The following is a 24,424-nucleotide window of genomic DNA, read 5'->3' as shown; positions in this document are numbered from 1 at the left end:
AGCAGCCCCCGATTCCACAAAGTTGCCAGGTCAGTTGCCGGTCACTTCGGCCTCTGCCGACGCCGGCTTGGTCGAAGTCTTCTTCTCCTGCACCACGATGTAGAACTCATCGCCATGCTTCACCGCGCCATACAGCACTGCCTTCTCGATCAGTTCGTTGCCGCGCAGGTGGCGCAGCATCATCGGGTCCTTGCGCAGGTCGCGGTACAGCGCCAGGCACAGCAGCACCATCACCACCACGAACGGCAGGGCCACGACGATGGTCAGGTTCTGCAGGCCGGTCAGTGCCTCGCCGGGGTCGCGCGGGTCGCCGATTGCCAGCATGATCGCCGCCACCGTACCGGTCAGCGCACCCCAGAAGATCACCGTACGTCGCGATGGCGTGGTGGTGCCGTGTTCCGAGAGCGTGCCCATCACCAGCGAGGCCGCGTCGGCACCGGAGACGAAGAATATGCCTACCAGAACCATCACCAGCACTGATGTCGCCGAGGCCAGCGGGTAGCTGTCCAGCAACTGGTACAGCGCGTGGTTGCTGTTGACCGCACCATTGGCCAGCTGGAAGGCGCCTTCACGCAGTGCGTCGATACCCGCGCCGCCAAAGATGGTGAACCACACCAGGCTGACCAGGCTCGGTACCAGCAGCACCCCGGTAACGAACTGGCGGATGGTGCGGCCGCGGCTGATGCGGGCGATGAACATGCCTACGAACGGCGTCCAGGAAATCCACCAGGCCCAGTAGAACACGGTCCAGCCGGCCAGCCAGTTGTTCATCTGTTCACCGCCGCTGGCGTTGGTACGGGCCATCATTTCCGGCAGCATCTTGACGTAGATGCCGATCGAGGTTGGCAGCAGGTTGAGCATCAGCAGGGTCGGGCCGACCATGAACACGAACACCGCCAGCACCAGCGCCAGCACCATGTTGGTGTTGGACAGCCACTGGATGCCCTTGCCGATGCCCGACACCGCCGAGGTAACGAAGGCAATGGTCAGCAGGGTGATGATCGAGATGTAGAACAGCTTGCCGGGGCTTTCGATCCAGCCGTTGTATTCCAGGCCACCGGCAATCTGCAACGCGCCCAGGCCCAGCGAGGCCGCCGAGCCGAACAGCGTGGCGAAGATCGCCATCATGTCGATCAGGCGGCCGAGCGGGCCGTTGGCATGCTTGCCGATCAACGGCCGGAAGGCGGCGGAAATCAGCTGCGAGCGGCCGCGGCGGAAGGTGCCATAGGCAATCACCAGGCCGACGATGGCGTACATGGCCCAGGGGTGCAGGGTCCAGTGGAACAACGTTGTGGCCATGGCCACCTGCATCGCTTCGCTGGACTGCCCGGTGGCCGTCCCTGGTGGTGGCGATACATAGTGCGACAGCGGTTCGGCAACGCCGAAGAACATCAGGCCAATGCCCATGCCGGCGCTGAACATCATCGCCACCCACGACACCGTGCGGAATTCTGGCTGTTCGCCATCACGGCCCAGCGGGACCCGACCGTACCGGCTGGCGGCGAGCCACAGCACGAACACAACGAACAGCGTGGAGGTAAGCACGAAGAACCAGCCGAAGTTGAGAATGACCCAGGATTGCGCGCTGGAGGCGCTGCTGGCGAGGCTTGCCTGGTTGAGGAAGCCCCAGAGGACGAAAGCGATGGCCAGGAGGCTGGTGAAACCAAAGACGATCCAGTCGATCTTGCCCTCGAAACGCCGGTCCTGGCGTGCTTCCGCGGTTTTCGAGGGATCCGTCACGCCAAGGTCGAGCGTTTCGGTGATGTGTTCCTTTGCCATGAATGATGAGGCCCCTTTCTGGCTTACCGGCTGGTGCAGGCTTGTAGTTTTGTGTGGGCTACCGAGTTCGATGACTGCCTCGGCGGGGAGATTGCTGGCGGGATTATCCTGCGCACTAAACGGCGGCTCCTGTCCCGATAACGCCCCAGGGCGTCCATTACGCGACCTGCCAGATACTTTTAGTTCTGGGGGCGATGGCCCTTTCTGCCTCGGGTTCTGGTACCCTGTGGGCATTACCCAGGCCTGCACATCCGGGCATCGTAGAAGCGCTGCCGCTTGTGGGCCTGGCCGTACCAGGAAACGGAGATTCGTCCAGATGGCCACTGACCGTGTGAGCCTGATTCATTTCGATAAATTGAGCATGAGCCCTGCCGCTGCCGATCGGTTCCAGAAAGCCCTCGACGCGCTGGAAGCGCTCAAGCTGCAGGACCGTTACGTGTATCTCATCGCTCCTTATCTGGGTGATATCGCTGACGCCTCCGACCGCGAGCAACTGGCCACCGCCCTGGAACAGGGCTTGCGCGTGGTCGACGAGCTGCTGGCTGCCAGGTCGGTCACCAAGGTCAAGGCCGAAGAAGTACGCCAGGTGTTCCACGCTGCCGCCGAGCGCGCGCAGGCTGAAATGCCCGGCTGAGCGGCATGGCCAAAGACATCGACAACCCCTGCGTCTCGCTGTGCCAGCTCAATAGCGAGCTGTGCGTGAGCTGCGGTCGCACCCGTGACGAAATTCGCAAATGGCGTGGCATGAAGCGCCCCGAGAAGATGGCCACCGTGCAGCGGGCGGCAACGCGAATGAAGGCTATCGCCAAGAAGACGGCCAAGCGGCAGAATGGCGACTGAACCTGCGCACCCTGTGCGCGGCCTTTCCTGATTGCCTGACGAGCCTGAAAATGGATTCTCACTCGCTGTTTGCCTTTACCCTGGTCGCTGCCATCGCGATCGCCAGCCCCGGCCCTGCCACCCTGATGGCCATCAACAACAGCCTTGCCCATGGCCAGCGCAGCGCGATCTGGTCGTCGCTGGGCAATGGCTCAGGCCTGTTCTGCCTGTCGGCAGCCGCCATGCTGGGGCTGGGCGCGCTGCTGGCCAGTTCCGAAATGCTGTTCAACGCCGTGAAGATCCTGGGGGCGGGCTACCTGTTCTATTTGGGCGCGCGGCAGTTGCTGAAAAAGAGCCCGATGCTGGCGCAGGGCGACGCAGAGGGTGTGGCCAAGGTTCGGCCCACGCCGCTGAAGCTATACAAGTCGGCCTTCCTCACGGCAGTGACCAACCCCAAGGCGACCATGTTCTTTACCGCGCTGTTCCCGCAGTTCATCGACCAGGGGGCGGCGCTGTTGCCGCAGTTCCTGATCCTGACCGGGATATTCGTAGCGTTGTCGCTGGTTTCGCTGAGCCTGTATGCCGCACTGGCGGCGCGGGCCAAGGGCGTGCTGACCCGGCCGTCCCTGTCGCGCTGGGTGAGCCGGGTGGTGGGCACTACCTTTATCGGTTTTGGCGCGGCAATCCTGGCGATGCGCCGGCAGGGGGCCTGAAGTACGAGGGGCGCTCCATCTGGCCGATAAAAGGCCAACCTGATGGCCATACATGGTCCAGACTGTCTGCAGCACGCACAGATGGGTGCTGCAGTCGACCACAGGACGTGGCAACCATTGGCCGCCGCTCCGGGTCTGCGGATGTCACATGTGCCGAGGGTTGTCGATGATCGAGCGCTGCTTTCGCCACGCCTTGCTGCTGTTGCCGTGCCTGCTGCTGCCGCTGGTGGCGGTAGCGCATGAGGAATGCCGGCGGCTGACTGCCACCGGCAACCCGGAATACCCCCCCTACCTGTGGCGCGACCCGCAAAACCCCCAGAAACTGATCGGTGCCAATGCCGACCTGCTCAAGTACCTGGGCAAACAACTGGGGCTGGAAATCGAGGTGGTCTACGGCGGGCCGTGGTCGCGCGCCCAGGAAGAAGTGCGCACGGGCCGGATCGACCTGATGGCCGGGTACTTCCTGACCAAGACCCGTCAGCAGCAGATGGACTTCATTACCCCCGCATTCCTGTATACCCCAAGTGTTATCTGGGTGCGCCAGGACAATACCTTTGCCTACCAGCAATGGGCCGACCTGAAGGGCCGCAAAGGCGGCACGCTGGTCAACAATAGCCACGGCCAGCAGTTCGACGACTACGCCAGAACCAACCTCACCCTCGAAGCGGTACCCGGTGCCAGGCAGGCATTCGAGAAGTTGATGCACAAGCGCAGCGATTACGTGGTGTACGAGCAGTATCCCGGCTTGGCGCTGGCACGCACCTTGGGGATTGCCGACAATTTACAGGTGCTGGAACCACCGGTATCCAGCGAAGGGCTGTACCTGGCGCTTTCGCATGACTCGCCCTGCAATCAGCCGAAGCTGCGTGAGGCACTGACAAGGGCGATGGAAAAGATCGTTGCCGGGGCGTTGCCGGAGCAACTGGTGCAGCAAAACCTGGAGCGTTGGCAATAAATAGCAGCCTGGCATGCGCTCCTACAGGGCTCGGGCCAGCTGCTCGGCTTCCTTGGCCCGGGTCACGCTGACTGCGCCGGGCAGGGTGACATCGTTCTTCGCCGCGAGGATCTCGGCCATGACGCTGACGGCAATCTCGGCTGGGGTCTTGCTACCGATATAAATGCCGATAGGGCCGTGCAGGCGACGCAACGACGCTTCGCTTTCGCCAAAGTGTTCGATCAGGCGCTCGCGGCGCAGCTGGCTGTTGCGCCGTGAGCCGATGGCACCGATATAGAACGCCGGGCTGTGCAACGCTTCGAGCAGGGCCAGGTCGTCCAGCTTGGGGTCGTGGCTGACGGCGACGATGGCGCTGCGAAGGTCCGGGGCGAAGGCGCGGACGACGTCGTCCGGCATGCCGGCAAGGTGGTTGACGCCGGCAACGTTCCAGCCTGCTGTGTACTCGGGGCGCGGGTCGCACAGTGAAACGCTGAAGCCATTGAACAGGGCCATGGTCGCCAGGTATTCGGCGAGCGCGCCGGCACCGATCAGCAGCAGGCGGTAGCCGGGGCCCAGAGTGCTGAGCATGTGCCGGCCATCGAAGCTGAACAGTTCGGGCGTGGTGGTGGCGCTGAGGCTGGCTTCACCGCTGCGCAGGTCGAGCCCACGCCGTACCAGGCTGCCGCCGTCGAGGCCGGCGAGCAGTTGTTCGAGGTGTTGCAACGACGGGGCAAATTCCAGCACCAGTTCGAGGGTACCGCCACAGGGCAGGCCAAAGCGGTGGGCCTCGTCGGCACTGACGCCATAGCGTACCACCTGGGGCAGGCCGCTGGGCATGCCGGGGCCGCCGTAGGCGTTGGTGTAGCGGTGAATGAGGTCGTCCTCGATGCAGCCGCCAGAGACACTGCCAACCACACGGCCGTCGCTGCGCAGGGCCATCATCGAGCCCACCGGGCGGGGGGAGGAGCCCCAGGTGCGGGCGACCGTGGCGAGCAGGGTGCGATGGCCGGCGGCGAGCCAGTCACGGGTGGTGCGCAGGACCAGCAGGTCGATGCTTTCCATGGGTACTCCGGTAAAGCCTGGTATTCAAGGGTGGCTGTACCGGCCTCTTCGCGGGTGAACCCGCTCCCACAGGTACTGCACAGGTCTTAGGGGTGGTGCAAATCCTGTGGGAGCGGGTTCACCCGCGAAGAGGCCGGTACAGCCACCAAATTCATCGCATATGCAAAATGATCGGGCTACTGCTGGCCGGGTCGGTATGCCCACGCAACTTGCCCACCGCCTGCGCATTCACCGCGCCACCATTGTTCCCCCAGGCACTGCGCACGAAACCCAGCACATCAGCAATTTCCTGGTCACTCAGTTGCTCACGGAAGGCCGGCATGCGATAGGCATCGGGCAACCCGGCCGTCACCACCCGCTGCGAACCATTGAGGGTGATGTTGATCGCCGAGGCGTCTTCCTTGGCCAGTGCTGAAGTAGCGCCGGCCAAAGGCGGCATCCATTCGGCCTGGCCCTTGCCGTCCAGGCCGTGGCACGACGCACAGCGGGTTACATAGGTATGCGCCCCAGGGCTGTCGAGCCGCGCCGCCGTCGTTTCGGCCTGGTATTGCCACGGCGCACCGTCGCGTTGCGGGTCGCCGGGCAGCGACTTCAGGTAGCGGGCGATGGCGGCCAGGTCGTCGTCACTCATGAACTGCGTGGAGTTGTTGAAGGCCTCGGTCATCGAGCCGAATACCACCGCATGCCGGTTGCGCCCGGTCTTGAGGAACTGCGCGATCTCGGCTTCGCTCCAGCGCCCCAGCCCGGTGTTGGGGTCGGCACGCAGGCTCGGTGCATACCAGCCATCGAGCAGGGCACCAGCGAGGAACGGCTTGCCGCTGTCATCCAGGGCCTTTTCGTTGAAGGCCAGGCCGCGCGGCGTATGGCAGCTGCCACAGTGGCCTGGGCCCTGGACGATGTAGGCGCCGCGGTTCCACTGGGCATCCTGCCCGGCCTGGTTGGTGTAGGGCGTGGTGGCGGCGAACACGCCGTTCCACAAGGCGATGGGCCAACGCAGGTTCAGCGGCCAGGGAATGTCGCTGGCCAGGTTGGCCTGTTGCACCGGCTGCACGCCGTGCATGAAGAAGGCGTACAGCGCCTTTACATCGTCATCGCTGAGCTTGGCGTAGGACGGGTAGGGCATGGCCGGGTACAGCCGTCGGCCACCGGGCGCTACGCCCTGGCGCACGGCACGGTCGAAGTCGGCCAGGCTGTAGCCACCGATGCCGGTGTCGCGGTCGGGGGTGATGTTGGTGGCGTGGATCGTCCCTAGCGGGGTGGCCATTTCCAGACCGCCGGCGAACGGTTTGCCGTCCGCCAGGCTGTGGCAGGCCACGCAGTCACTGAGGCGGGCTACGTACTCGCCACGGCTGACCAGCGCCGGGTCGGCGGTGGTGGGCTGCGCATCGGCAAATGGCGAGGCAGGCTCGCGGGTGACGTACCAGGCCAGCAGGCCTGCCGCGACCAGGCACGGCAGCGCCAGCCAGCCAGCGGTTCTTGCGAAACGATGGGTCATGGGGCGTCCTTGTGTGCTCAGCTGAAGGTATGGCGGCTCAATGGCAGGCTGCGCACGCGCTGGCCGGTCAGTTGCGCGACTGCGTTGGCCACCGCCGGTGCCACTGCGGGCAACGGTGGCTCGCCGATGCCGCCCATCTTCGCCCCGCTTTCGACAATGCGCACATGCACCCTGGCCATGCGCGACGGCGGCAGGATCGGGTACAGGTCGTAGTTGCGCGCGCGCGGCTTGCCATCGACGTACACCGCTTCTTCCAGCAGTGTCTGCGACAGGCCCAGGGCGACGGCGCCGTTGACCTGATGCTCGATGATCGCCGGGTTGACGATGCTGCCCGGGTCGATGGCCTGCCAGATGTCGTGCACTTTGACCTGGCCGTTCTCGATCGATACCTCGGCAATGACCGCTGCCTCCGAGCCGAACGGCGAGGCCATGGCCACGCCACGCGCCCGCTTGCTGCCGTCCTCGGCGGTGAACGGCCCGCGCTTCCAGCCGCCGGAAAGCTCGGCGACGGCCTGCAGCAGGTTGGTCAGGCGCGGGTTGTCGCGCAGCAGGTGCAGGCGCAGTTCGAACGGGTCCTTGCCGCCTTTGTCGGCCAGTTCGTCGAGGAACGACTCATAGAAGAAGTCGTTCAGCGAGTTGCCCACCGAGCGCCAGTAGCCGAGCATGGCCGGGCCTTTCACGTAGATCTGCGCGATACGCTTGTTGGCGATGGCGTAGGACTTGCCCGACAGGCCTTCGAGCGCGGTCGGGTCGAGCTTTTCGCCTTGCTTGCCTGCGAGGGCCTCGGTCGGGCCTTCGGTGGCGCTCACGGCTTCGAGGGCCACCGGCAGGCCGTCGGCATCCAGCCCGGCGCGGAACTTCACCACGGCGACCGGGCGCAGCACATCGCGGAGGAATTCTTCCTCGCGGCTCCAGATGAGTTTCACCGGCCGGCCGACCGCCTTGGCCAAGGCAATGGCCTGTGGGTAGGGGTTGGCCGAGTCGTACAGGAAGTGGCGGCCAAAGAAACCGCCCAGCAACGGCGAATGCAGGGTGATCTGTGCCGGGGCCAGGCCGGTGCGCTTGGCAATGTCGTCACGGAACATGTCCGGCGCCTGGTTGGGCAGCCATACCTCCAGGGTGCCGTCCGGGTTGAAGCGCGCCAGTGCCGACGGCGGCTCCAGCTGGGCGTGGTTGAGGTACTGGTTGTGGTAGGTTGCCTCGACCCGGGTCTTGGCACTGGCCAGCATGCCGGCCACGTCGCCCTGGTTTTCGTCATCGCGCGCCGGGCCCGTGACCGTGGCCAGGTGCTCGCGCCAGCCATCGCTGGAGAAGTCGGCCGGCATTGGCCGTACCGGGCTGTCGGCCGCGGGCTCCTTCCAGTCCACCTGGATGGCTTCGACCGCGCGCTTGGCGTGCCACCATCGTTCGGCAACCACGGCCACGGCACCCGGCAGCTGATGCACCGAATGCACGCCCTTCATGGCCTTGACCTGGTCTTCGTTGCGCAGGCTGCCGACGGTCATGCCCAGGCGTGGCGCGTGCTGCACGGCAGCGTGGAGCATGCCGTCGACCTTGATGTCGATGCTGTACACCGCCTTGCCGGTGGACTTGTCGTAGGCATCCAGGCGACGTACCGGCTTGCCGATCCAGCGAAACTGGCTGGGGTCGCGCAGCTTGACGCTGGCCGGGTCCGGCACCGGCAGGTCCATGGCACGCCCGGCTAGTTCACCATAGGGGATGGAGCGGCCAGTCGTGGTATGTACCACGTGACCCGGCGTGGTGGAGAGTTCTTCGACCGGCACGCCCAGCTGCTCGGCACCCGCCTGCAGCAGCATGGCCCGGGCGAGGGCGCCCAGGCGGCGCATGGTCGGGTAGCTCATGCGCACCGACATGCTGCCGCCGGTGATGCGCATGCCGTTTTCCATCACTACATAGGCTTCGCCGGGCGGCGCGCTGTCGACCACGAAATTGGCCGGGTCGACGTCCAGCTCTTCACCCACGATCTGCGCCATGGCGGTGAAGGGGCCTTGGCCACCTTCCATGAACGGGCTGAGCAGGCGTACTTTGCCGTCCGGGCGGATCTCCAGAAACGCCGGCACCTGGGTGCCGCGCTCCGGGGTTGCTGCGGCAGCTGCCTGCACGCGGGCCGAGCCCATGGGCAGGCCGAAACCCAGCACCAGGGCACCGACAGCCGTGCCGGCAAGAAAGCGCCGGCGCGACAGGTTGACGGTTTCGCCCAGTTGCAGCTTGAGCAGTTCGGCGGGGGTATCGACTGGTGTGTTCATCAGGCCTTCTCCCCTTGGGCCAGCTCATGCACGGCAGCATGGATGGCGTTGTAGGTGCCGCAGCGGCACAGGTTGACCATGGCTGCCTCGATCTGTGCGTCACTGGGCTTGGGCGTGTGCTTGAGCAGCGCCGTGGCGGCCATTACCTGGCCGGACTGGCAGTAGCCGCACTGGGCCACCTGGTGCTCGACCCAGGCCGCGACCACCCGTTTGCCGACGGCATCGGCCTCGATCGCCTCGATGGTGGTCACCTCGCGCCCGACCACGCCGGCCACCGGGGTGACGCAGGCGCGCACCACGTTGCCGTCCACCAGCACCGAACAGGCGCCGCACTGGGCCAGGCCGCAGCCATACTTGGTGCCGGTCAGCCCCAGGTCGTCGCGGATCACCCACAGCAGGGGCGTGTCGGCGTCTGCCTCGACCTGGTAGGTCTTCTGGTTGATGCGTAGTTCCATGGTTCACCTGCCCGTCAACGGTTGCTGTCGCTTGGTTTCTTGTGATCGGGGAATACGGTGCTCCCCAGTGCAGAAACGCTAGCACAGCGGGGTGACCGCCGGTCTGCTGACGGGGGCAGGTTCAGAGGATCAGGCAAGCAATTCGGTGAAATGCGCAAGCGGCGATGTGCGCTATCGCCTGTAGGAGCGGCCTTGTGTCGCGATGGGGCGCGCAGCGGCCCCAGGATCTTGGCAGCATGCAGTATTGTAAGGGGCCGCTTTGCGGCCCATCGCGACACAAGGCCGTTCCTACAAGAAAGCGCATTTGGAGGTGAGGAGGACTTCCGCAACGAAAACCCGGATAATGCCGGCCAATTTCGTTTTGCACGCTTAAATCACGGTAATCCCGCATGGAAATCAAGGTCAATTTTCTCGACAATCTCCGTCTCGAAGCCAAGTTCGACGACTTCACGGTGATCGCCGACCAACCGATCCGCTACAAGGGGGATGGCTCGGCCCCAGGGCCGTTCGACTATTTCCTGGCGTCTTCGGCCTTGTGCGCGGCTTACTTCGTCAAGCTGTACTGCCAGACCCGCGACATTCCCACCGAAAACATTCGCCTGTCGCAGAACAACATCGTCGACCCGGAAAACCGCTACAACCAGGTCTTCAAGATTCAGGTCGAGCTGCCCGAGGACATTTCCGAGAAGGACCGCCAGGGCATCCTGCGCTCCATCGACCGCTGCACCGTGAAGAAGGTGGTGCAGACCGGCCCCGAGTTCGTGATCGAAGTGGTCGACAACCTCGATGCCGATGCCCAGGGCCTGCTGATGCCGGTGGCGGACACCAGCACCTACATCCCCGGCAAGGACCTGCCGCTGGAGCAGACCATCGCCAACATGTCGGGCATCCTCGCCGGGCTGGGGATGAAGATCGAGATCGCCTCGTGGCGCAACATCGTGCCTAACGTGTGGTCGCTGCATGTGCGCGACGCCCAGTCGCCGATGTGCTTCACCAACGGCAAGGGCGCGACCAAGGAGGCTGCGCTGGCCTCGGCGCTGGGCGAGTTCATCGAGCGGCTGAACTGCAACTTCTTCTATAACGACCAGTTCTGGGGCGAGGACCTGGCCAACGCGCCGTTCGTGCACTACCCGAACGAGCAGTGGTTCAAACCCGGCCCGCGCGATGCGCTGCCGGCCGAGATCCTCGACGAGCACTGCCTGGCAATCTACAACCCGGACGGCGAGCTGCGTGGCTCGCACCTTTACGACACCAACTCGGGCAACACCGCGCGCGGCATCTGCTCGTTGCCGTTCGTGCGCCAGTCCGACCAGCAGGTGGTGTACTTCCCGTCCAACCTGATCGAAAACCTGTTCCTCAGCAACGGCATGAGCGCCGGCAACACCCTGGCCGAGGCGCAGGTGCAGTGCCTGTCGGAAATCTTCGAGCGCGCCGTGAAGCGCGAAATCCTCGAAGGCGAGCTGTGCCTGCCGGATGTGCCGCAGGAGGTACTGGCCAAGTACCCGGCCATCGTCGCCGGCATCCAGGGCCTGGAAGAGCAGGGCTTCCCGGTGCTGGTCAAGGATGCGTCGCTGGGGGGCGAGTTCCCGGTGATGTGCGTGACCTTGATGAACCCGCGCACCGGCGGCGTGTTCGCTTCGTTCGGCGCCCACCCGAGCCTGGAAGTGGCGCTGGAGCGCAGCCTCACCGAACTGCTGCAGGGCCGCAGCTTCGAAGGCTTGAATGACCTGCCGCAACCGACCTTCGAAAGCCACGCGCTGACCGAGCCGAACAACTTCGTCGAGCACTTCATCGACTCCAGTGGCGTGGTGTCGTGGCGCTTCTTCAGTGCCAAGGCCGACTTCGAGTTCGTCGAGTGGGACTTCTCCGGCCACGGCGAGGATTCCAACGTGCAGGAGGCCGCGACCTTGTTCGGCATCCTCGAGGACCTTGGCAAGGAAGTGTACATGGCGGTGTACGACAACCTTGGCGCCACCGCCTGCCGCATCCTGGTGCCGGGTTATTCGGAGATCTACCCGGTCGAGGACCTGATCTGGGACAACACCAACCGCGCCTTGTCGTTCCGCGCCGACATCCTCAATCTCCACAGCCTGGACAACCGTTCCCTCAAGCTGCTGCTCAAGCGCCTGGACAACTGCGATGTGGATGACTACACCACCATCACCACGCTGATCGGCGTGGAGTTCGACGAGAACACGGTGTGGGGCCAGTTGACCATTCTCGAGCTGAAGCTGCTGATTTGCCTGGCTGTGCAGCGCTTCGAGGATGCCAAGGAACTGGTGGAGGCGTTCCTGCAGTTCAACGACAACACCGTCGAGCGCGGCCTGTTCTACCAGGCGCTGAACGTGGTGCTGGAAGTGCTGCTGGACGACGAACTGGAAATGGACGACTACGAAGCCAACTTCCGCCGCATGTTCGGTAACCCGCGCATGGACGCGGTGCTGGGTTCGGTGGACGGCAGCGTGCGCTTCCATGGCCTGACCCCGACCAGCATGAAGCTCGAAGGCCTCGATCGCCACCTGCGCCTGATCGAAAGCTACAAGAAGCTGCACGCGGCCCGGGCCAAGTTCGCCTGACTCCTGTAGGAGCGGCCTTGTGTCGCGATGGGCCGCAAAGCGGCCCCGGCAATATCAGCTTCAATGCCAAAACGGGGGCCGCTTTGCGGCCCATCGCGACACAAGGCCGCTCCTACAGCGACGTCGATCGCCTTCATATATCGGTTTCAAATAACCGCTATCCCCAATCTGTCTTGCCGCTTCGCCTGCCAGGCGCGTAGCGTTTTGCTCCCATCCCCTCGATCCATGGCGCGTTGACTGCCAGAAGGACCTCGGCCGCGCATAACAAGAAGGCGCAGACCATGAGCACCCCTTTGGATACCAATGCCCTCAAAGCCCGCCAGCAAGCCGCGTGGGCCAGTGGCGACTACGCGGTAATCGGCACCACCCTGCAACTGGTTGGCGAACGCCTGGCCGAAGCCTGTGACCTGCGCTGGGACGAGCAGGTGCTGGATGTCGCCGCCGGCAACGGCAATGCCACCTTGGCTGCTGCCCGGCGCGGCTGCCGTGTCACCTCCACCGACTATGTGCCCGAGCTGCTCAAGCGCGGTGAAGAACGCGCGCGGGCCGAGCACCTCAATGTGGTGTTCCAGGTCGCCGATGCCGAAGCGCTGCCGTTTGCCGATGGCACCTTCGATGCCGTGCTGTCCACTTTCGGCGTGATGTTCGCGCCCGACCAGGCCCAGGCCGCACGCGAACTGAGCCGGGTGTGCCGGCCCGGTGGCCGGATCGGTCTGGCCAACTGGACCCCGCAAGGGTTCGTCGGGCAGATGTTCAAGACCCTCGGGCGGCATGTACCGCCACCAGCCGGGGCTCTGCCGCCTTCACGCTGGGGTGATGAAGAACAGTTGCGCGTGATGTTCGAGGGGGCGCTGGGCGAATTGAAGGTCAGCCGCCAGCACTTCAACTTCCGCTATCGCTCGGCGGCGCATTTCATCGAGGTGTTCCGCACCTGGTACGGGCCGGTGCACAAAGCGTTTGCCTCGCTGGAGCCGGAAGCGGCCGGGGCGCTGGAGCGGGATCTGACCCAGTTGCTGAATGAAAGCAATGTGGGCGGGTCGTCGTCGTTGGTGGTGCCGAGCGAGTACCTTGAAGTGGTGATCATTCGAGGTTGAGCCCACGGGCCAAGCGCTCAGTTCTTGCACTTGGCCATCACCACCTGGCAAGTCTTCGGTGTGCCTCCTGACCGGCTTGCATAACGCACGCAGTTGTTCAGCGATTTCTGTCGGGCAATGCTCAGCGTATTGCCCCACGCGAGGCCGCCTTCGCCGGTGGTGGGGACGGCCTTGGCGAAGCAGTTGGAGCCCGTTGCCGGCGTCGCGTACCTGGCCTTGCTGGCTTTGCTGGAGCAGCCGGCGGTGAGTGCCAGGCTGAAGGCGAGCAGGGTGGTCAGCGCCCAGGACGTGGAGGGGCGAATCGGTTTACTGCTCATATGCTCTCCTTACCGAGGCGCAGGACTCTGCGATCGCAAGCAAGGTGCTGCCCCTGTGGGAGTGGGTTTACCGAGGCGTCGAAGCGCCGCGAACACTGGCAAGGCCGGTGCCATCCACTGCACAGGATATTGCATTCAAGCGAAGCGGTGAACGCTTGCGTTGCATCAGAAGCAGCACAAGGCCTCGCACCATGGCAAGGCCTTGCGCCTGGGGCAACGATCAGAACCGGTAGTTGAAGCTGGCTTCCAGCGTGCGCGGTGCACCCGGGGTGATCAGGTCAACCGAACCGTGCGCGGAAGCATAGTAGTCGCGGTCGAACACGTTCTTGAGGCGCAGCGCGGCATCCCACTGCGGCACGCTGTACAGCAGCGCGGCGTCGAAGGTGGTGTAGCCCGGCATCACCACCACGTTGTCGAGTGCGGTGTAGCGCTCGTCGACGTAGTTGGCGCCGGCGGCCACGCGCCATTCCGGGGTCAGCGTGCGCACCAGCCAGACGTTGGCGCTGTTACGCGGCGTCAGCGTAGGAGTCTGGCCTTCGTTGGCCACGCCATTGGTCTTGCTGTTGGACTTGGTGATCTGGGCATCCAGGTAGGCGTAGCCAGCGTAGATCTGCCACTTGTCCGTGAGCTGCCCGCTGACGGTGGCTTCGAAACCGTCGGTGCGCTGTTCGCCGGCCAGCACAGTCAGGTTGGGGTTGGCCGGGTCGGCGGTCTTCATGTTGGTGCGCTCAAGGCGGAATACCGCTGCGGTCACCGACAGGCGGCTGTCGAGCAGGTCCCACTTGGCGCCGATTTCGTAGTTGGTGGTTTCTTCCGGCTCCAGATGCTGGTTGGTCGGGCTGACCGCGAACACTTCGCCCGAAGGCTGGTAACTGCGGCTGACCGACACATAGTAGGACTGGATGTTATCCGGCTGGTACACCAGGCCGGCACGTGGGCTCCAGGTCTTGTCGGTACGGTCGAGGTCTACGTTCTGCGCGCGGTCGTCGTCGTACTCCTGGCCGAAGATGTCATAACGCACACCGACCAGGGCCTTCCAGTGCTCGTTCAGCTCGATCATGTCCTGCACATACAGGCCGGCGGTCTGCTGGAAGTTGGTGCCCTTGGACGACAGGTTGGCGGCGTGCTCCGGCACCGGCACCAGGGCGTCGCGGTACACCGGCACCTGGGCCACGTTGTTCTGGCTCCGCACCCGCTGGTGCTTGTCCTGGAAGCCCACTTCAACGCCATACAGCAGGTTGTGCTGCATGCCGGCAAGCTGCGCCTGTTGCTTGAGTTCGGTCTGGTTGAACATGCCGTACTCGTCGCGGGCGACGTTGCCACGGTTGAGCTTGACCAGCAGTTCGCCGTCAGGCGCGGTGACGAAGCGCGTCGGGCTGCTGTCGGCCAAGGTGTTGTTGCGGTCCAGGTCGTAGCGGTAGTACCGGCTGGTGTTGGTCAGGGTGAAGTCGTCGTTGATGCGGTAGTCCAGGCTGGCAGTCAGCGAGAACACTTCGCTACGGGCGTAGTCCTGGTCGGCATCGCCGGAGCCGAAGCGCTTGTCGCGGTCCACATCTACCGGGCGGTTGCCCAGCGCCGGGATGCCGAAGTCGATCAGGCGCTTGTCGTACAGGTAGGTGGCGCCCAGGTTCAGTTCCAGGTCGTCGGAGAGGCGGAAGTAGGCCGATGGCGCGATGGCCTTGCGGTCGATATAGCCATCGTCGCGGAAGGTGTCGCTGTCTTCGAAGGCGCCGGTCACGCGGTAGGCCTGGTTGCTTTGCGGGTCGGCCCAGCCGGTGTCGAACTGGGTGCGGCGCTTGCCTTCGCTGTCGAAGCTCATGCCGACTTCGCGCTTGGGCGTGAAGCTCGGCTTCTTGCTGATGCTGTTGATCAGGCCGCCCGAAGAGCCGCGGCCATACAGCACGGCGGCAGGGCCCTTGATCACCTCGACCCGCTCGATGTTGGACAGGTCGCGGAAATACAGCGCGTCGTCGCGCACGCCGTCGATGTACATGTCGCCAATGGCGCTGAAGCCGCGAATGGTCACCTGGTCACGCTGGCCGTCGCCGTTGGACAGGCCGACGCCGGGCACGTTCTTCAGCACGTCTTCCATAGACTGCGCACCCTGGTCCTTGATCACGCTTTCGGGCACGACGTTGACGGTTTGCGGGATGTCGCGCAGCGGGGCGTCGATCTTCATGGCGCTGCGGCTTTCGCTGGCCTTGTAGCTTTGCTGCTCGTAGGCGCTGGTGACCGCAGTGGCGGGCAAGGCGAGGGAACCCTGCGATTCAGGTTGGACCGCGTTAACAGCAGGTACAACCAGAATGCCCAGCACGGAAATGGATGCTGGGACAACAGACTTTTTTGCCATTACAGGTGACTCTTTGTTGTATTTGAAGGTCACGAATAGTAATGATTTGCAAATGTAAAGCAAGTGTAAAGAGTTCGTATTTGCTATTGCAAGAATGCAGCTGGCAGAAAAAGCGACAAAACGCGTCGTGAGGGGGAAGGGCCGGCAATGTGTCAGGCAAGGGCTATGCTTGTTGGCGCGTGAACATTTCACGTCCCTACCCGGTCTCGATTACATGGAAGCAGGCCTATGAATCCAATTCGCTCTCTCGCTCGTGCCATTGCCGTTGCCACCCTGGCGTCCGCCGCCAGCTTCACGGTGCAGGCTGCCGGTATTCCCATCGGTAGCGAGGCGCTGGAAAGCCACGTCACCACGCAGGTCACGGCCATCGACCTGGCTAACCGACAGGTCACGGTGAAAGGCCCTGACGCCAAGAAGGATGTGACCTTCCAGCTCACTGAAAAGGCCAAGGCGCTGCCCAACCTCAAGGTGGGTGACCAGGTCGACATCTACGTAACCCGTGCTGTGGCCTATGTGCTGAATCCCGAGGTGGGCGGTGCACCGAAGGCGACTGAAGAGTCCGGTACCATTCGCGCCACCGCAGACAACCCCAACCCGGGCGGCGAGGCGTTCCGCCAGGTCAGGGTGACCTCGCAGATCAAGAAGATCGACCTCAAGACGCATGAAGTGAGCCTGTTGCCGCCGGAGGGCAAGCTGCAGGTGGTCAAGGTCGAGAACCCTGACCTGCAGGCACGCATGAAGAACCTCAAGGTCGGCCAGACGGTCGACGCGATCTACACCGAAGTGCTGCGCGTCGAAACCTCGCGCTGACCATTCATTGGGGCAGGCTGTGGGTTGCCCGCCTATGGGATCGCCTTGCATTGATGCTCTTTTAGCTAATCGATTGGGGCCGCTGTGCGGCCCATCGCCGGCAAGCCAGGGACTTTGTGGGAGCGGCTTTAGCCGCGAACACCGGCGCAGCCGGTGCCATGCACCGCGTTGGATTCTTCGCGGCTAAAGCCGCTCCCACAGGGTACGCGTACCGCTTGCGAATTCAGTTCTTTACGCGACAGCGCAGCCCAAAGGACTGGGCGATCTCCCACAGAGATCGCGCCAACTTTTGGAATTTGAGCAAGACAGTTGCTCTCATAGGTACGGCTCAGGCTTCAGGACTGCGCGGTACCTGTGGGCTCTGGCTTGCCGGTAATGGGCTGCGTGATCGTGTATCCATGTGGTGAATAAAGTACGTGCACACTTTCGATTTCCATGGATGAAGGGAATTTCCCGATCATCGCCTGAACATCTGTCACGAATGAGGACTGCCATGTTCAGCAAGACCTTGTGCCTTCTGGTACTTCCCTTTGCCCTGGCGTTGCTTGCCGGTGCCGTGCTGCCGTTCCAGGCTGCGGGTAATGCCGCCGTCGGCCGGGCGCTGGGGCACTGGTTGTGGGGTGCGTTCACGTCATTGACGGTAAGTTCGCTGGTAGTGATCGCCGCGCTGCTGGTCCTCAGGGTGCCGGCGCCGGACATGGGCAACGCCTTGCAGGGGCCCTGGTGGCTGTGGGTTGGTGGTGTGCTGGGGGCGCTGTACGTGGCCGGTGCTGCTGCGCTCACCCCCCGGCTTGGGGCGGCGGGGTTCCTGGTGCTGGTGGTGGCGGGGCAGATCATCACGGCGGTGGTCGCAGACCACTTCGGGGTGATGGGGTTGGGGGGCAAGCCGCTCAACCTGGCCAGGTTGGCAGGTGTGGTGCTGATCCTCTGCGGCGTGCTGCTGGTGCAGGGCACCTGGGCAGCAGGCACGCCGGCCAGTGCCACTACCGTGGAGAAACAGTCGGAAGGCTGATCAGCGCCCCGGCTGGCTGCACGCCCACACGGTTTCCCGCAGCCAGCGATGCCCGGGGTCGTCGTCCTTGCGGCTATGCCAGGCTTGCTGGTAATCGAACGAAGGAATCGCCAGTGGCGGCTCGAACTGGCGCAATGTCTTGTGCTGGTGCAGCGAGCCCACCGCGCGGCTGGCCACGGTCAGGATCAGGTCGGTGCCGGCCAGCACCTCGACCGCCGCACTCCAGTGCGGCAAGGCCAGGGCAATCCGCCGACGCAGGCCTTGCGCGGCCAGGGCGCGTTCGATTTCATCGAAGGCATCCGGGTGCATGGCCATCAGCACATGCGGACGGGCCAGCCAGTCGTCCAGGGCCAGGCCGCCGCTGGCCGGCAGCACCTGGCGGTCGGCAACGCTGATGAAGCTGTCGGTGAACAGCGGCTGCGCCGTGATGGCCTGGGGCAGGTCCGGGAAGATGCCCAGGGCCAGGTCCAGTTCAGCATCGAGCAACTGGGCCAGCATGGTTTCGCGGCTGGCCTGGCTGATGGCCAGGTCCACCCCGGGCGCGACCTGGCGCAGGTGGCGCAGCAGGGGTGGCAGGATGATCCGCGAGGAATAGTCGGACAGCGAGAGCCTGAAGCGACGCTGGGCCTTGGCCGGTTCGAACTGTGGGGCGGCCAGCAGGCCGTTGAGGTTGCCCAGGGCGTCGTGCAGCGGTTTGGCCAGCGATTGGGCGCGGGCGGTCAAGGTCATGCTGCCGTTCTGGCGCACCAGCAAGGGGTCGTCGAAGTGCTTGCGCAACTGCGCCAGTGCGTGGCTTACCGCCGGTTGGCTGCGGTGCAGGCGCAGGGCGGCGCGGGTCACGTGCTTTTCGCTCAGCAGGGCGTGCAGAGCGAGCAGCAGGTTGAGGTCGATCTTGCGTAGTTCATCCATGTTGCGAATGGTCTTGGTTGCGTCCGACAGTTTTCATCAGTTTAACAAATGCCCAAGGCCGCTCTCATAGAACAACACATGCCTCATTGGTTTAGTGAAGTTCTGTAGGAGCAGCCTTGTGCTGCGAAGAGGCCGGTACTGACAAAGCTTGTCTATTGCTTGTACCGGCCTCTTCGCAGCACAAGGCTGCTCCTACAGAGGACGTTTCAAACGAGCGATATTTGTTTTTTGCGCGACAGCGCAGCCCAAAGAGCCAGAGCTTTATCGCCTTGCTACAGCATGCTGCACGCACTGCTCGTAATAGGTCTGCTTGATCGCTGCAGGCTTTAGCCGGGAGCGACTGTTGTAGGTCTGTTCGGTAATGCCGAAGGCGGTCATGCGCATCCACGGTTTGGGGAATTTGCGCGCCTGCAGCTTCTTGCGCGTGGCATACAGGGTTACCCCGGAAAGCTTGGCCTGCTGGGCCTCGGCGGCTATCTGCGCGCCCCAGCCGCAAGTGTGGCGATCGTTCTGGCTCAGCGCCCGTGCCTGGGCGCCGAAAGCGAGCGTGGCTAGCAGGCAGCCGGCCATCGTTGCTAGAAGTACTCGCATGTTGCTGTCCTAAGCATTTGAAGGAAAACGAAGTTTGCCTTCACAAGCAGCTACCGGGGGCCAGCAAATTGCCGTCAGGTTGTTGCCATCCGCAACGGGCTGGCGCGGTGGGTGCGCAGGCTGGTCCAGGCCAGGCTGGCGACCCAGATCACCGATACGCCGTAGTTCAGGCGCTGGTACAGGCCGAACCATTGGCCGCTTTGCGCTGCCTTGCCCATGAGTACGACGGTCACGACCGCCAGCACCACGCAAGCGAGGGAAAACAGCCCCAGTGCCCTGGAGCCGGCAATGCGATTGCCCAACCAGGCCCACAGTGCGCTTGCAAGGGTCAGCGAAAGGAACATCAGCAAGCCGGACAGGTTGTGTAGCTGCTGTGAAGGGGAAGGCTGCGCCGGAGCGCAACCTTGGTCGCAGGGAAACCAGCCGGTACCCAGGCTGCCCAGACCATGCAACAGCACCAGCGCCGCACTCAGCAATGCCAGCTTCGAACCACGCCAGCGCCGCGCCAGGCCACAGGCAAACAGGGTGAACAGCATGGCAAGGGGGAAGTTGTTGACCAACGGCGACCAGTTCTGGGTCGGCGAACCGACGGCGCCGAGCTGGCTCATGGCTTGTTGCAGGTGGTCGTAGCCGGGGTAGGCCAGGGCGGTGAACCATACGCCTGCCAGCAGCCAGAAGGGGATCAACAGGCCACTGGCTAGCAACAAGCGGTCGAGGGGTTTCATACGGTGTTTTCCTTCCATGGATGAGCGTGAAACCGCACAGTACCGGCTTGCACCTGCGAGGGGCCAGCATTTCCAGTGTTGCGTTAAGGGCTGCGTGTCGCCTGCGGACGCCGAGAAATACCGCACTGCGTGTATGTGATCGTACAACTGCTTGCGCTATGATGAGCGCTGTCTTTCAAGGTGAAATACAGGGCAATGACAGAGCAGCAGGTACAGGCAAAGACCCGGCGCAAGCCGCGCAGTCTGGCCCAGGAACTGGTCACGGTGCTGACCGAGCGCATTCGCAGCGGCCAGCTCAAGCGCGGCGACAAGCTGCCGACCGAATCGCAGATCATGGCCGAAGAGGGTGTCAGCCGCACGGTGGTGCGTGAAGCGATCTCGCGGCTGCAGGCTGCCGGGCAGGTCGAGACCCGCCACGGCATCGGCACCTTCGTGCTGGACGCGCCAGCCACGGGTGGTTTCCGTATCGACCCGGCGACCGTGGTCACCCTGCGCGAAGTGTTGGCGGTGCTGGAGTTGCGCATTGCCCTGGAGATCGAATCGGCGGGCCTGGCGGCGCAGCGGCGCAGCGATGAAGAGCTGGCCGGCATGCGTGCGGCGCTGGACGAACTCAACGAAGGGGCTGCCCGCGCCACGGATGCGGTGTCGGCGGATTTCCAGTTCCACCTGCGCATTGCCCAGGCCAGCGGCAACCACTACTTCGCCGACATCATCAACCACCTGGGCACCAGCATCATCCCTCGTACCCGGTTGAACTCGGCGCGGCTGGCCCATGATGACCAGGCGCACTACATGAGCCGGCTGATGCATGAGCACGAGGCGATCTACGAAGCCATCGCCCGGCGTGATAGCGAAGGGGCGAAGATGGCCATGCGCATGCACCTGAGCAACAGCCGCGAGCGCTTGCGCCAGGCGCATGAAGAGGCCGAGGTGCAGGGGGCCTGAGGCTTCTCTGTTGCCTGACCTGGCCTCTTCGCGGGTAAACCCGCTCCCACAAGGTTATCCATTACCTGTAAGTACGGCGCGGTCCCTGTAGGAGCGGGTTTACCCGCGAAGAGGCCGGTACAGCCAAAAGAAAAGCCCCGCCATCCGCGGGGCTTTCTGGTTTCAAGGGGCGATCAGATCGCGCCCTCACTCCACTGGCCATTCACCAACCGGCGCAGCCCAAGCGGGTTGCTGTCGCGCAGTGCCTCAGGCAACAGCGCCTGCGGGTAGTTCTGGTAGCACACCGGGCGCAGGAAGCGGTCGATGGCCAGGGTGCCGACCGATGTGCCGCGCGCATCCGACGTGGCCGGGTAAGGCCCGCCGTGCACCATCGCATCACACACCTCGACACCGGTCGGGTAGCCGTTGACCAGGATCCGCCCGACCTTCTCTTCCAGCAGGGGGACCAGCCAGGCGAAGGCCTGCAGGTCTTCCGGCTCGCCGATCAGGGTCGCGGTCAGCTGGCCGCGAAGGCCGAGCAAGGCGGTGCGCAACTGATCGTTGTCCTGCACTTCCACGGCAACAGTGGTCGGGCCGAACACTTCTTCCTGCAGTAGCGGGTCAGACTCCACCAGCAGGCGGGCATCGGCCTTGAACAGCTGGGCGCGCGCCTGGCTGCCTGCTTGCGCCTGGCCGGCCAGGTGCTCGATACCGGCATGGGCGTGCAGGTGCTCCAGGCCACCGACGTAGCTGCGCAGGCCACCTGCGTTGAGCATGGTCTGGCCGGCCTGCTGGCTCAGGTGCTGGCCAAGCTCGGCCAGCAGTTGGCTGTACTGCGGCGACTGCAGGCCGATCACCAGGCCCGGGTTGGTGCAGAACTGGCCTGCGCCCAGGCACACCGAACCGGCCAGTTCTCGGGCGATGGCTTCGCCACGCTTGGCCAGGGCGCCCGGCAGGATGATGACCGGGTTGATGCTGGACATCTCGGCGAACACCGGGATCGGCTGCGGGCGCTCGGCGGCCATGCGGCACAGGGCGTCACCGCCTTTCAGCGAGCCGGTGAAGCCGACCGCCTGGATGGCCGGGTGCTTGACCAGCCACTCGCCGACGCCGCCACCGAACACCATGTTGAACACGCCCTTGGGCATGCCGGTGCGCTCGGCGGCGCGCTGGATGGCACAGCCGACCAGGTCGGCGGTGGCCATGTGGCCGCTGTGGGCCTTGAACACCACCGGGCAACCGGCGGCCAGGGCCGCAGCGGTATCGCCACCGGCGGTGGAGAAGGCCAACGGGAAGTTGCTGGCGCCGAACACGGCGACCGGGCCGACGCCGATGCGCATCTGGCGCAGGTCCACGCGTGGCAGGGGCTGGCGCTCGGGCAGGGCCAGGTCGATGCGCGCACCGAGGAAGTCACCACGGCGCAGCACCTGGGCGAACAGGCGCATCTGGCCGCTGGTGCGGCCGCGCTCGCCCTGGATACGGGCGGGGGGCAGGGCGGTTTCACGGCAGACGATGGCGACGAAAGCGTCGTCAAGTTCGTCCAGCTCGGCGGCGATGGCGTCGAGGAATTCGGCGCGCCGCGCCGGGGCCAGCTGGCGGAATTCGGCGAAAGCGGCGGCCGCGGCCTTGGCGGCCTGGTCCACTTCGCTTTCGGTGGCCTGGGCGAAGCTGTAGGGCAGAGCCTCGCCGGTGCTGGCGTCCAGGCTCTGCAGGCGCTGCGGGCCAGCGGCGCTGCGCTGGCCGGCGATGAAGTTGTGGCCGAGGATTTCAGGCATGGGGTGCTCCTGTAGAGAGTAGTGAATGAAGAGAACGTGCTTGAGGCGTTTGCTCGGACCCTGTGGGAGCGGGTTCACCCGCGAAGCAGGCAACTCGGTGTATGGCACCGGCATTGCCGGTGTTCGCGGGTGAACCCGCTCCCACAGGGACCGCGTTGCAATGTTGAATTGGGCAAGCCCTTGACATCAGGTAATCGGTGCCGGGTTGAACAGGGTGATGTCGTTGTGCAGGCGATGCTGTTCGGCCCAGGTCTGCTTGCGGCCGCTGGCCACGTCCAGGTAGTAGTGGAACAGCTCCCAGCCCAGCTCCTCGATGGTCGAGCGGCCGCTGGCGATGCGCCCGGCGTCGATGTCGATCAGGTCGGGCCAGCGTTGGGCCAGCTCGCTGCGGGTGCATACCTTGACCACCGGCGCCATGGCCAGGCCGTACGGGGTGCCGCGGCCAGTGGTGAACACATGCAGGTTCATGCCGGCAGCCAGTTGCAGGGTGCCGCAGACAAAGTCGCTGGCCGGGGTGGCGCAGAAGATCAGGCCTTTGCGGTTGACCCGCTCGCCCGGGCCGAGCACGCCCTGGATGGCGCCGCTACCGGACTTGACGATCGACCCCAGGGACTTCTCGACGATATTCGACAGGCCGCCTTTCTTGTTGCCCGGCGTGGTGTTGGCGCTGCGGTCGGCGGCGCCTTGCTGCAGGTAGCGGTCGTACCAGTCCATTTCGCGCACCAGGGCGTTTGCGACCTCCTGGTTTTCCGCCCGCGAGGTGAGCATGTAGATGGCGTCGCGCACTTCGGTCACCTCCGAGAACAGCACGGTGGCGCCGGCGCGTACCAGCAGGTCGGCGGCGTAGCCCAGCGCCGGGTTGGCGGTGATGCCCGAGAAGGCATCGCTGCCCCCGCACTGCATACCCAGGATCAGTTCGCTGGCCGGTACGCTTTCGCGGCGGCGCTGGTCGAGTTTCTTCAGGCGGGTCTCGGCCAGTTGCATGATCTGTTCGATCATTTCCACAAAGCCCAGGCTGGCGTCCTGCAGGCGGTACAGCCACGGGTCGCTGAGGTCCACCGACGGGTCGTTGTCGTGCATCACCTGGCCGGCCTGCAGCTTCTCGCAGCCCAGGCTGATGACCAGGGCCTCGCCGCCCAGGTTGGGGTTGCGCGCCAGGTTGCGCACCGTGCGGATCGGGATGTAGGCATCGCGCGCGTTTATCGCCACGCCGCAACCATAGCTGTGGGTGATCGCCACCACGTCATCGACATTGGGGTACTTGGGCAGCAACTCGCTGCGAATGCGCTTTACCGCATGCTCCAGCACGCCGGCCACGCACTGCACAGTGGTGGTGATGCCGAGAATGTTGCGGGTGCCGACGGTGCCGTCGGCGTTGCGGTAGCCTTCGAAGGTGAAGCCTTCGAGCGGCGGCTGCGGCTGCGGGACGGCGTCGCAGCGTGGCAGGCTGTCCAGCTCCGGCGCGGCCGGCATGGCCAGCTGGCTTTCCTGCACCCAGCTGCCCTGGCGCAGGTCTTCCAGCGCGTAGCCGATGATCTGCCCGTAGCGGCGCACCGGTTCGCCCTTGGCGATGGCTACGGTGGCCACCTTGTGGCTCTGTGGCACGCCTTCGACCAGGGTCAGGCCGTCGGCGAAGCGGGCGCCTTCGCCCAGGCCGCCATCATTGACCACCACCACGACATTGTCGTCGTCGTGCAGGCGGACGTAGCGGGGCGAGTCGGAATGTTCGATCAACTGCATGTTCGGGCCCTACTTGTCAGGTTCTCAGGCTTTTGTACATCCGCCCGCGGCGGGGTGGCCGCCGCGGGCGTGTTCAC

General features: G+C 64.5%; 21 protein-coding genes. 9 read left to right on the top strand and 12 right to left on the bottom strand.

The genetic code is table 11. The features are described from left to right. Positions 1-30 precede the first annotated feature (30 nt). Entirely contained in the window at positions 31-1,779 is a 1,749-nt protein-coding gene (locus M1D87_RS15940) for a BCCT family transporter (RefSeq protein ID WP_123084863.1), read from the bottom strand. Between the two features lie 316 nt (positions 1,780-2,095). Between M1D87_RS15940 and M1D87_RS15935 the strand changes: the two genes are divergently transcribed. The 4 genes from M1D87_RS15935 to M1D87_RS15920 all read left to right on the top strand — a co-directional run bounded on the left by M1D87_RS15935 (position 2,096) and on the right by M1D87_RS15920 (position 4,266). Further along, the gene (locus M1D87_RS15935) at positions 2,096-2,413 is read left to right on the top strand and encodes a hypothetical protein (RefSeq protein WP_003259233.1); all 318 of its coding nucleotides are present in this window, start codon (positions 2,096-2,098) and stop codon (positions 2,411-2,413) included. Positions 2,414-2,418: 5 nt separating this feature from the next. Beyond that, positions 2,419-2,619, top strand: a complete 201-nt coding sequence (locus tag M1D87_RS15930; protein ID WP_123084862.1) for a DUF1289 domain-containing protein — start codon at positions 2,419-2,421, stop codon at positions 2,617-2,619. Between the two features lie 50 nt (positions 2,620-2,669). Then, positions 2,670-3,311: a LysE family translocator gene (locus M1D87_RS15925; RefSeq protein WP_015270713.1), complete on the top strand. Its 642-nt coding sequence runs from the start codon at positions 2,670-2,672 to the stop codon at positions 3,309-3,311. A 166-nt stretch (positions 3,312-3,477) separates the two neighbouring features. After that, on the top strand, positions 3,478-4,266 hold the full coding sequence (locus tag M1D87_RS15920; RefSeq protein ID WP_123084861.1) for a substrate-binding periplasmic protein: 789 nt from the start codon (positions 3,478-3,480) through the stop codon (positions 4,264-4,266). Positions 4,267-4,287: 21 nt separating this feature from the next. Here the strand turns inward: M1D87_RS15920 and M1D87_RS15915 are convergent, their stop codons facing one another. The 4 genes from M1D87_RS15915 to M1D87_RS15900 all read right to left on the bottom strand — a co-directional run bounded on the left by M1D87_RS15915 (position 4,288) and on the right by M1D87_RS15900 (position 9,524). Further along, a complete protein-coding gene (locus tag M1D87_RS15915) occupies positions 4,288-5,307 on the bottom strand; it encodes an XdhC family protein (RefSeq protein ID WP_123084860.1) in 1,020 nt (339 codons plus the stop codon). 151 nt (positions 5,308-5,458) lie between these two features. After that, positions 5,459-6,802: a c-type cytochrome gene (locus M1D87_RS15910; protein ID WP_123084859.1), complete on the bottom strand. Its 1,344-nt coding sequence runs from the start codon at positions 6,800-6,802 to the stop codon at positions 5,459-5,461. 17 nt (positions 6,803-6,819) lie between these two features. Beyond that, positions 6,820-9,069, bottom strand: coding sequence for a xanthine dehydrogenase family protein molybdopterin-binding subunit (locus M1D87_RS15905; RefSeq protein WP_061551640.1), 2,250 nt, complete (start codon positions 9,067-9,069; stop codon positions 6,820-6,822). Then, positions 9,069-9,524 carry a (2Fe-2S)-binding protein gene (locus M1D87_RS15900; RefSeq protein WP_003259224.1) on the bottom strand — a complete coding sequence of 152 codons (456 nt, stop codon included), beginning with the start codon at positions 9,522-9,524 and terminating at the stop codon, positions 9,069-9,071. Before M1D87_RS15900 ends, M1D87_RS15905 begins: the two co-directional genes overlap by 1 nt. A 389-nt stretch (positions 9,525-9,913) precedes the next feature. Between M1D87_RS15900 and M1D87_RS15895 the strand changes: the two genes are divergently transcribed. Together M1D87_RS15895 and M1D87_RS15890 are read left to right on the top strand one after the other, a co-directional pair. Next, positions 9,914-12,100, top strand: coding sequence for an OsmC domain/YcaO domain-containing protein (locus M1D87_RS15895; RefSeq protein ID WP_013973003.1), 2,187 nt, complete (start codon positions 9,914-9,916; stop codon positions 12,098-12,100). A gap of 281 nt (positions 12,101-12,381) precedes the next feature. Continuing rightward, complete coding sequence (locus M1D87_RS15890) at positions 12,382-13,194, top strand: class I SAM-dependent methyltransferase (protein WP_039615268.1); 813 nt, start codon at positions 12,382-12,384, stop codon at positions 13,192-13,194. A gap of 17 nt (positions 13,195-13,211) precedes the next feature. Here the strand turns inward: M1D87_RS15890 and M1D87_RS15885 are convergent, their stop codons facing one another. After that, positions 13,212-13,511 carry a hypothetical protein gene (locus tag M1D87_RS15885; protein ID WP_003260568.1) on the bottom strand — a complete coding sequence of 100 codons (300 nt, stop codon included), beginning with the start codon at positions 13,509-13,511 and terminating at the stop codon, positions 13,212-13,214. Positions 13,512-13,731: 220 nt separating this feature from the next. After that, complete coding sequence (locus M1D87_RS15880; RefSeq protein ID WP_123084858.1) at positions 13,732-15,861, bottom strand: TonB-dependent receptor; 2,130 nt, start codon at positions 15,859-15,861, stop codon at positions 13,732-13,734. Between the two features lie 228 nt (positions 15,862-16,089). Here M1D87_RS15880 and M1D87_RS15875 point away from each other — a divergent pair, with 228 nt between their 5' ends. Then, complete coding sequence (locus M1D87_RS15875) at positions 16,090-16,671, top strand: hypothetical protein (protein WP_123084857.1); 582 nt, start codon at positions 16,090-16,092, stop codon at positions 16,669-16,671. Between the two features lie 493 nt (positions 16,672-17,164). After that, positions 17,165-17,683, top strand: coding sequence for a DMT family transporter (locus M1D87_RS15870; protein ID WP_123084856.1), 519 nt, complete (start codon positions 17,165-17,167; stop codon positions 17,681-17,683). On the opposite strand, the gene M1D87_RS15865 is transcribed toward M1D87_RS15870, so the two are convergent. The 3 genes from M1D87_RS15865 to M1D87_RS15855 all read right to left on the bottom strand — a co-directional run bounded on the left by M1D87_RS15865 (position 17,684) and on the right by M1D87_RS15855 (position 19,908). Then, the gene (locus M1D87_RS15865; RefSeq protein ID WP_123084855.1) at positions 17,684-18,592 is read right to left on the bottom strand and encodes a LysR family transcriptional regulator; all 909 of its coding nucleotides are present in this window, start codon (positions 18,590-18,592) and stop codon (positions 17,684-17,686) included. A 261-nt stretch (positions 18,593-18,853) separates the two neighbouring features. Then, entirely contained in the window at positions 18,854-19,183 is a 330-nt protein-coding gene (locus M1D87_RS15860; RefSeq protein WP_023660807.1) for a hypothetical protein, read from the bottom strand. A gap of 74 nt (positions 19,184-19,257) precedes the next feature. Continuing rightward, positions 19,258-19,908: a DUF998 domain-containing protein gene (locus M1D87_RS15855; protein WP_123084853.1), complete on the bottom strand. Its 651-nt coding sequence runs from the start codon at positions 19,906-19,908 to the stop codon at positions 19,258-19,260. Positions 19,909-20,103: 195 nt separating this feature from the next. Between M1D87_RS15855 and M1D87_RS15850 the strand changes: the two genes are divergently transcribed. Then, positions 20,104-20,853 (top strand): FadR/GntR family transcriptional regulator, encoded by a 750-nt coding sequence (locus M1D87_RS15850; RefSeq protein ID WP_232880577.1) that lies wholly within the window; start codon positions 20,104-20,106, stop codon positions 20,851-20,853. A gap of 173 nt (positions 20,854-21,026) precedes the next feature. Here the strand turns inward: M1D87_RS15850 and M1D87_RS15845 are convergent, their stop codons facing one another. Both M1D87_RS15845 and garD read right to left on the bottom strand, forming a co-directional pair. Continuing rightward, a complete protein-coding gene (locus M1D87_RS15845; protein ID WP_123084852.1) occupies positions 21,027-22,607 on the bottom strand; it encodes an aldehyde dehydrogenase (NADP(+)) in 1,581 nt (526 codons plus the stop codon). Between the two features lie 186 nt (positions 22,608-22,793). Then, a complete protein-coding gene (gene garD / locus M1D87_RS15840) occupies positions 22,794-24,347 on the bottom strand; it encodes a galactarate dehydratase (RefSeq protein ID WP_123084851.1) in 1,554 nt (517 codons plus the stop codon). Between the last annotated feature and the right edge of the window lie 77 nt (positions 24,348-24,424).

The organism is Pseudomonas sp. SA233 (assembly GCF_054792385.1).
This window is presented reverse-complemented; position numbering and strand designations above follow the sequence as displayed.

Bases quoted from the DNA above. Each gene is read 5' to 3' on its own strand.
- M1D87_RS15940 (WP_123084863.1), bottom strand. From the start codon at position 1,779: ATGGCAAAGGAACACATCACCGAAACGCTCGACCTTGGCGTGACGGAT.
- M1D87_RS15935 (WP_003259233.1), top strand. From the start codon at position 2,096: ATGGCCACTGACCGTGTGAGCCTGATTCATTTCGATAAATTGAGCATG.
- M1D87_RS15930 (WP_123084862.1), top strand. From the start codon at position 2,419: ATGGCCAAAGACATCGACAACCCCTGCGTCTCGCTGTGCCAGCTCAAT.
- M1D87_RS15925 (WP_015270713.1), top strand. From the start codon at position 2,670: ATGGATTCTCACTCGCTGTTTGCCTTTACCCTGGTCGCTGCCATCGCG.
- M1D87_RS15920 (WP_123084861.1), top strand. From the start codon at position 3,478: ATGATCGAGCGCTGCTTTCGCCACGCCTTGCTGCTGTTGCCGTGCCTG.
- M1D87_RS15915 (WP_123084860.1), bottom strand. From the start codon at position 5,307: ATGGAAAGCATCGACCTGCTGGTCCTGCGCACCACCCGTGACTGGCTC.
- M1D87_RS15910 (WP_123084859.1), bottom strand. From the start codon at position 6,802: ATGACCCATCGTTTCGCAAGAACCGCTGGCTGGCTGGCGCTGCCGTGC.
- M1D87_RS15905 (WP_061551640.1), bottom strand. From the start codon at position 9,069: ATGAACACACCAGTCGATACCCCCGCCGAACTGCTCAAGCTGCAACTG.
- M1D87_RS15900 (WP_003259224.1), bottom strand. From the start codon at position 9,524: ATGGAACTACGCATCAACCAGAAGACCTACCAGGTCGAGGCAGACGCC.
- M1D87_RS15895 (WP_013973003.1), top strand. From the start codon at position 9,914: ATGGAAATCAAGGTCAATTTTCTCGACAATCTCCGTCTCGAAGCCAAG.
- M1D87_RS15890 (WP_039615268.1), top strand. From the start codon at position 12,382: ATGAGCACCCCTTTGGATACCAATGCCCTCAAAGCCCGCCAGCAAGCC.
- M1D87_RS15885 (WP_003260568.1), bottom strand. From the start codon at position 13,511: ATGAGCAGTAAACCGATTCGCCCCTCCACGTCCTGGGCGCTGACCACC.
- M1D87_RS15880 (WP_123084858.1), bottom strand. From the start codon at position 15,861: ATGGCAAAAAAGTCTGTTGTCCCAGCATCCATTTCCGTGCTGGGCATT.
- M1D87_RS15875 (WP_123084857.1), top strand. From the start codon at position 16,090: ATGAATCCAATTCGCTCTCTCGCTCGTGCCATTGCCGTTGCCACCCTG.
- M1D87_RS15870 (WP_123084856.1), top strand. From the start codon at position 17,165: ATGTTCAGCAAGACCTTGTGCCTTCTGGTACTTCCCTTTGCCCTGGCG.
- M1D87_RS15865 (WP_123084855.1), bottom strand. From the start codon at position 18,592: ATGGATGAACTACGCAAGATCGACCTCAACCTGCTGCTCGCTCTGCAC.
- M1D87_RS15860 (WP_023660807.1), bottom strand. From the start codon at position 19,183: ATGCGAGTACTTCTAGCAACGATGGCCGGCTGCCTGCTAGCCACGCTC.
- M1D87_RS15855 (WP_123084853.1), bottom strand. From the start codon at position 19,908: ATGAAACCCCTCGACCGCTTGTTGCTAGCCAGTGGCCTGTTGATCCCC.
- M1D87_RS15850 (WP_232880577.1), top strand. From the start codon at position 20,104: ATGACAGAGCAGCAGGTACAGGCAAAGACCCGGCGCAAGCCGCGCAGT.
- M1D87_RS15845 (WP_123084852.1), bottom strand. From the start codon at position 22,607: ATGCCTGAAATCCTCGGCCACAACTTCATCGCCGGCCAGCGCAGCGCC.
- garD (WP_123084851.1), bottom strand. From the start codon at position 24,347: ATGCAGTTGATCGAACATTCCGACTCGCCCCGCTACGTCCGCCTGCAC.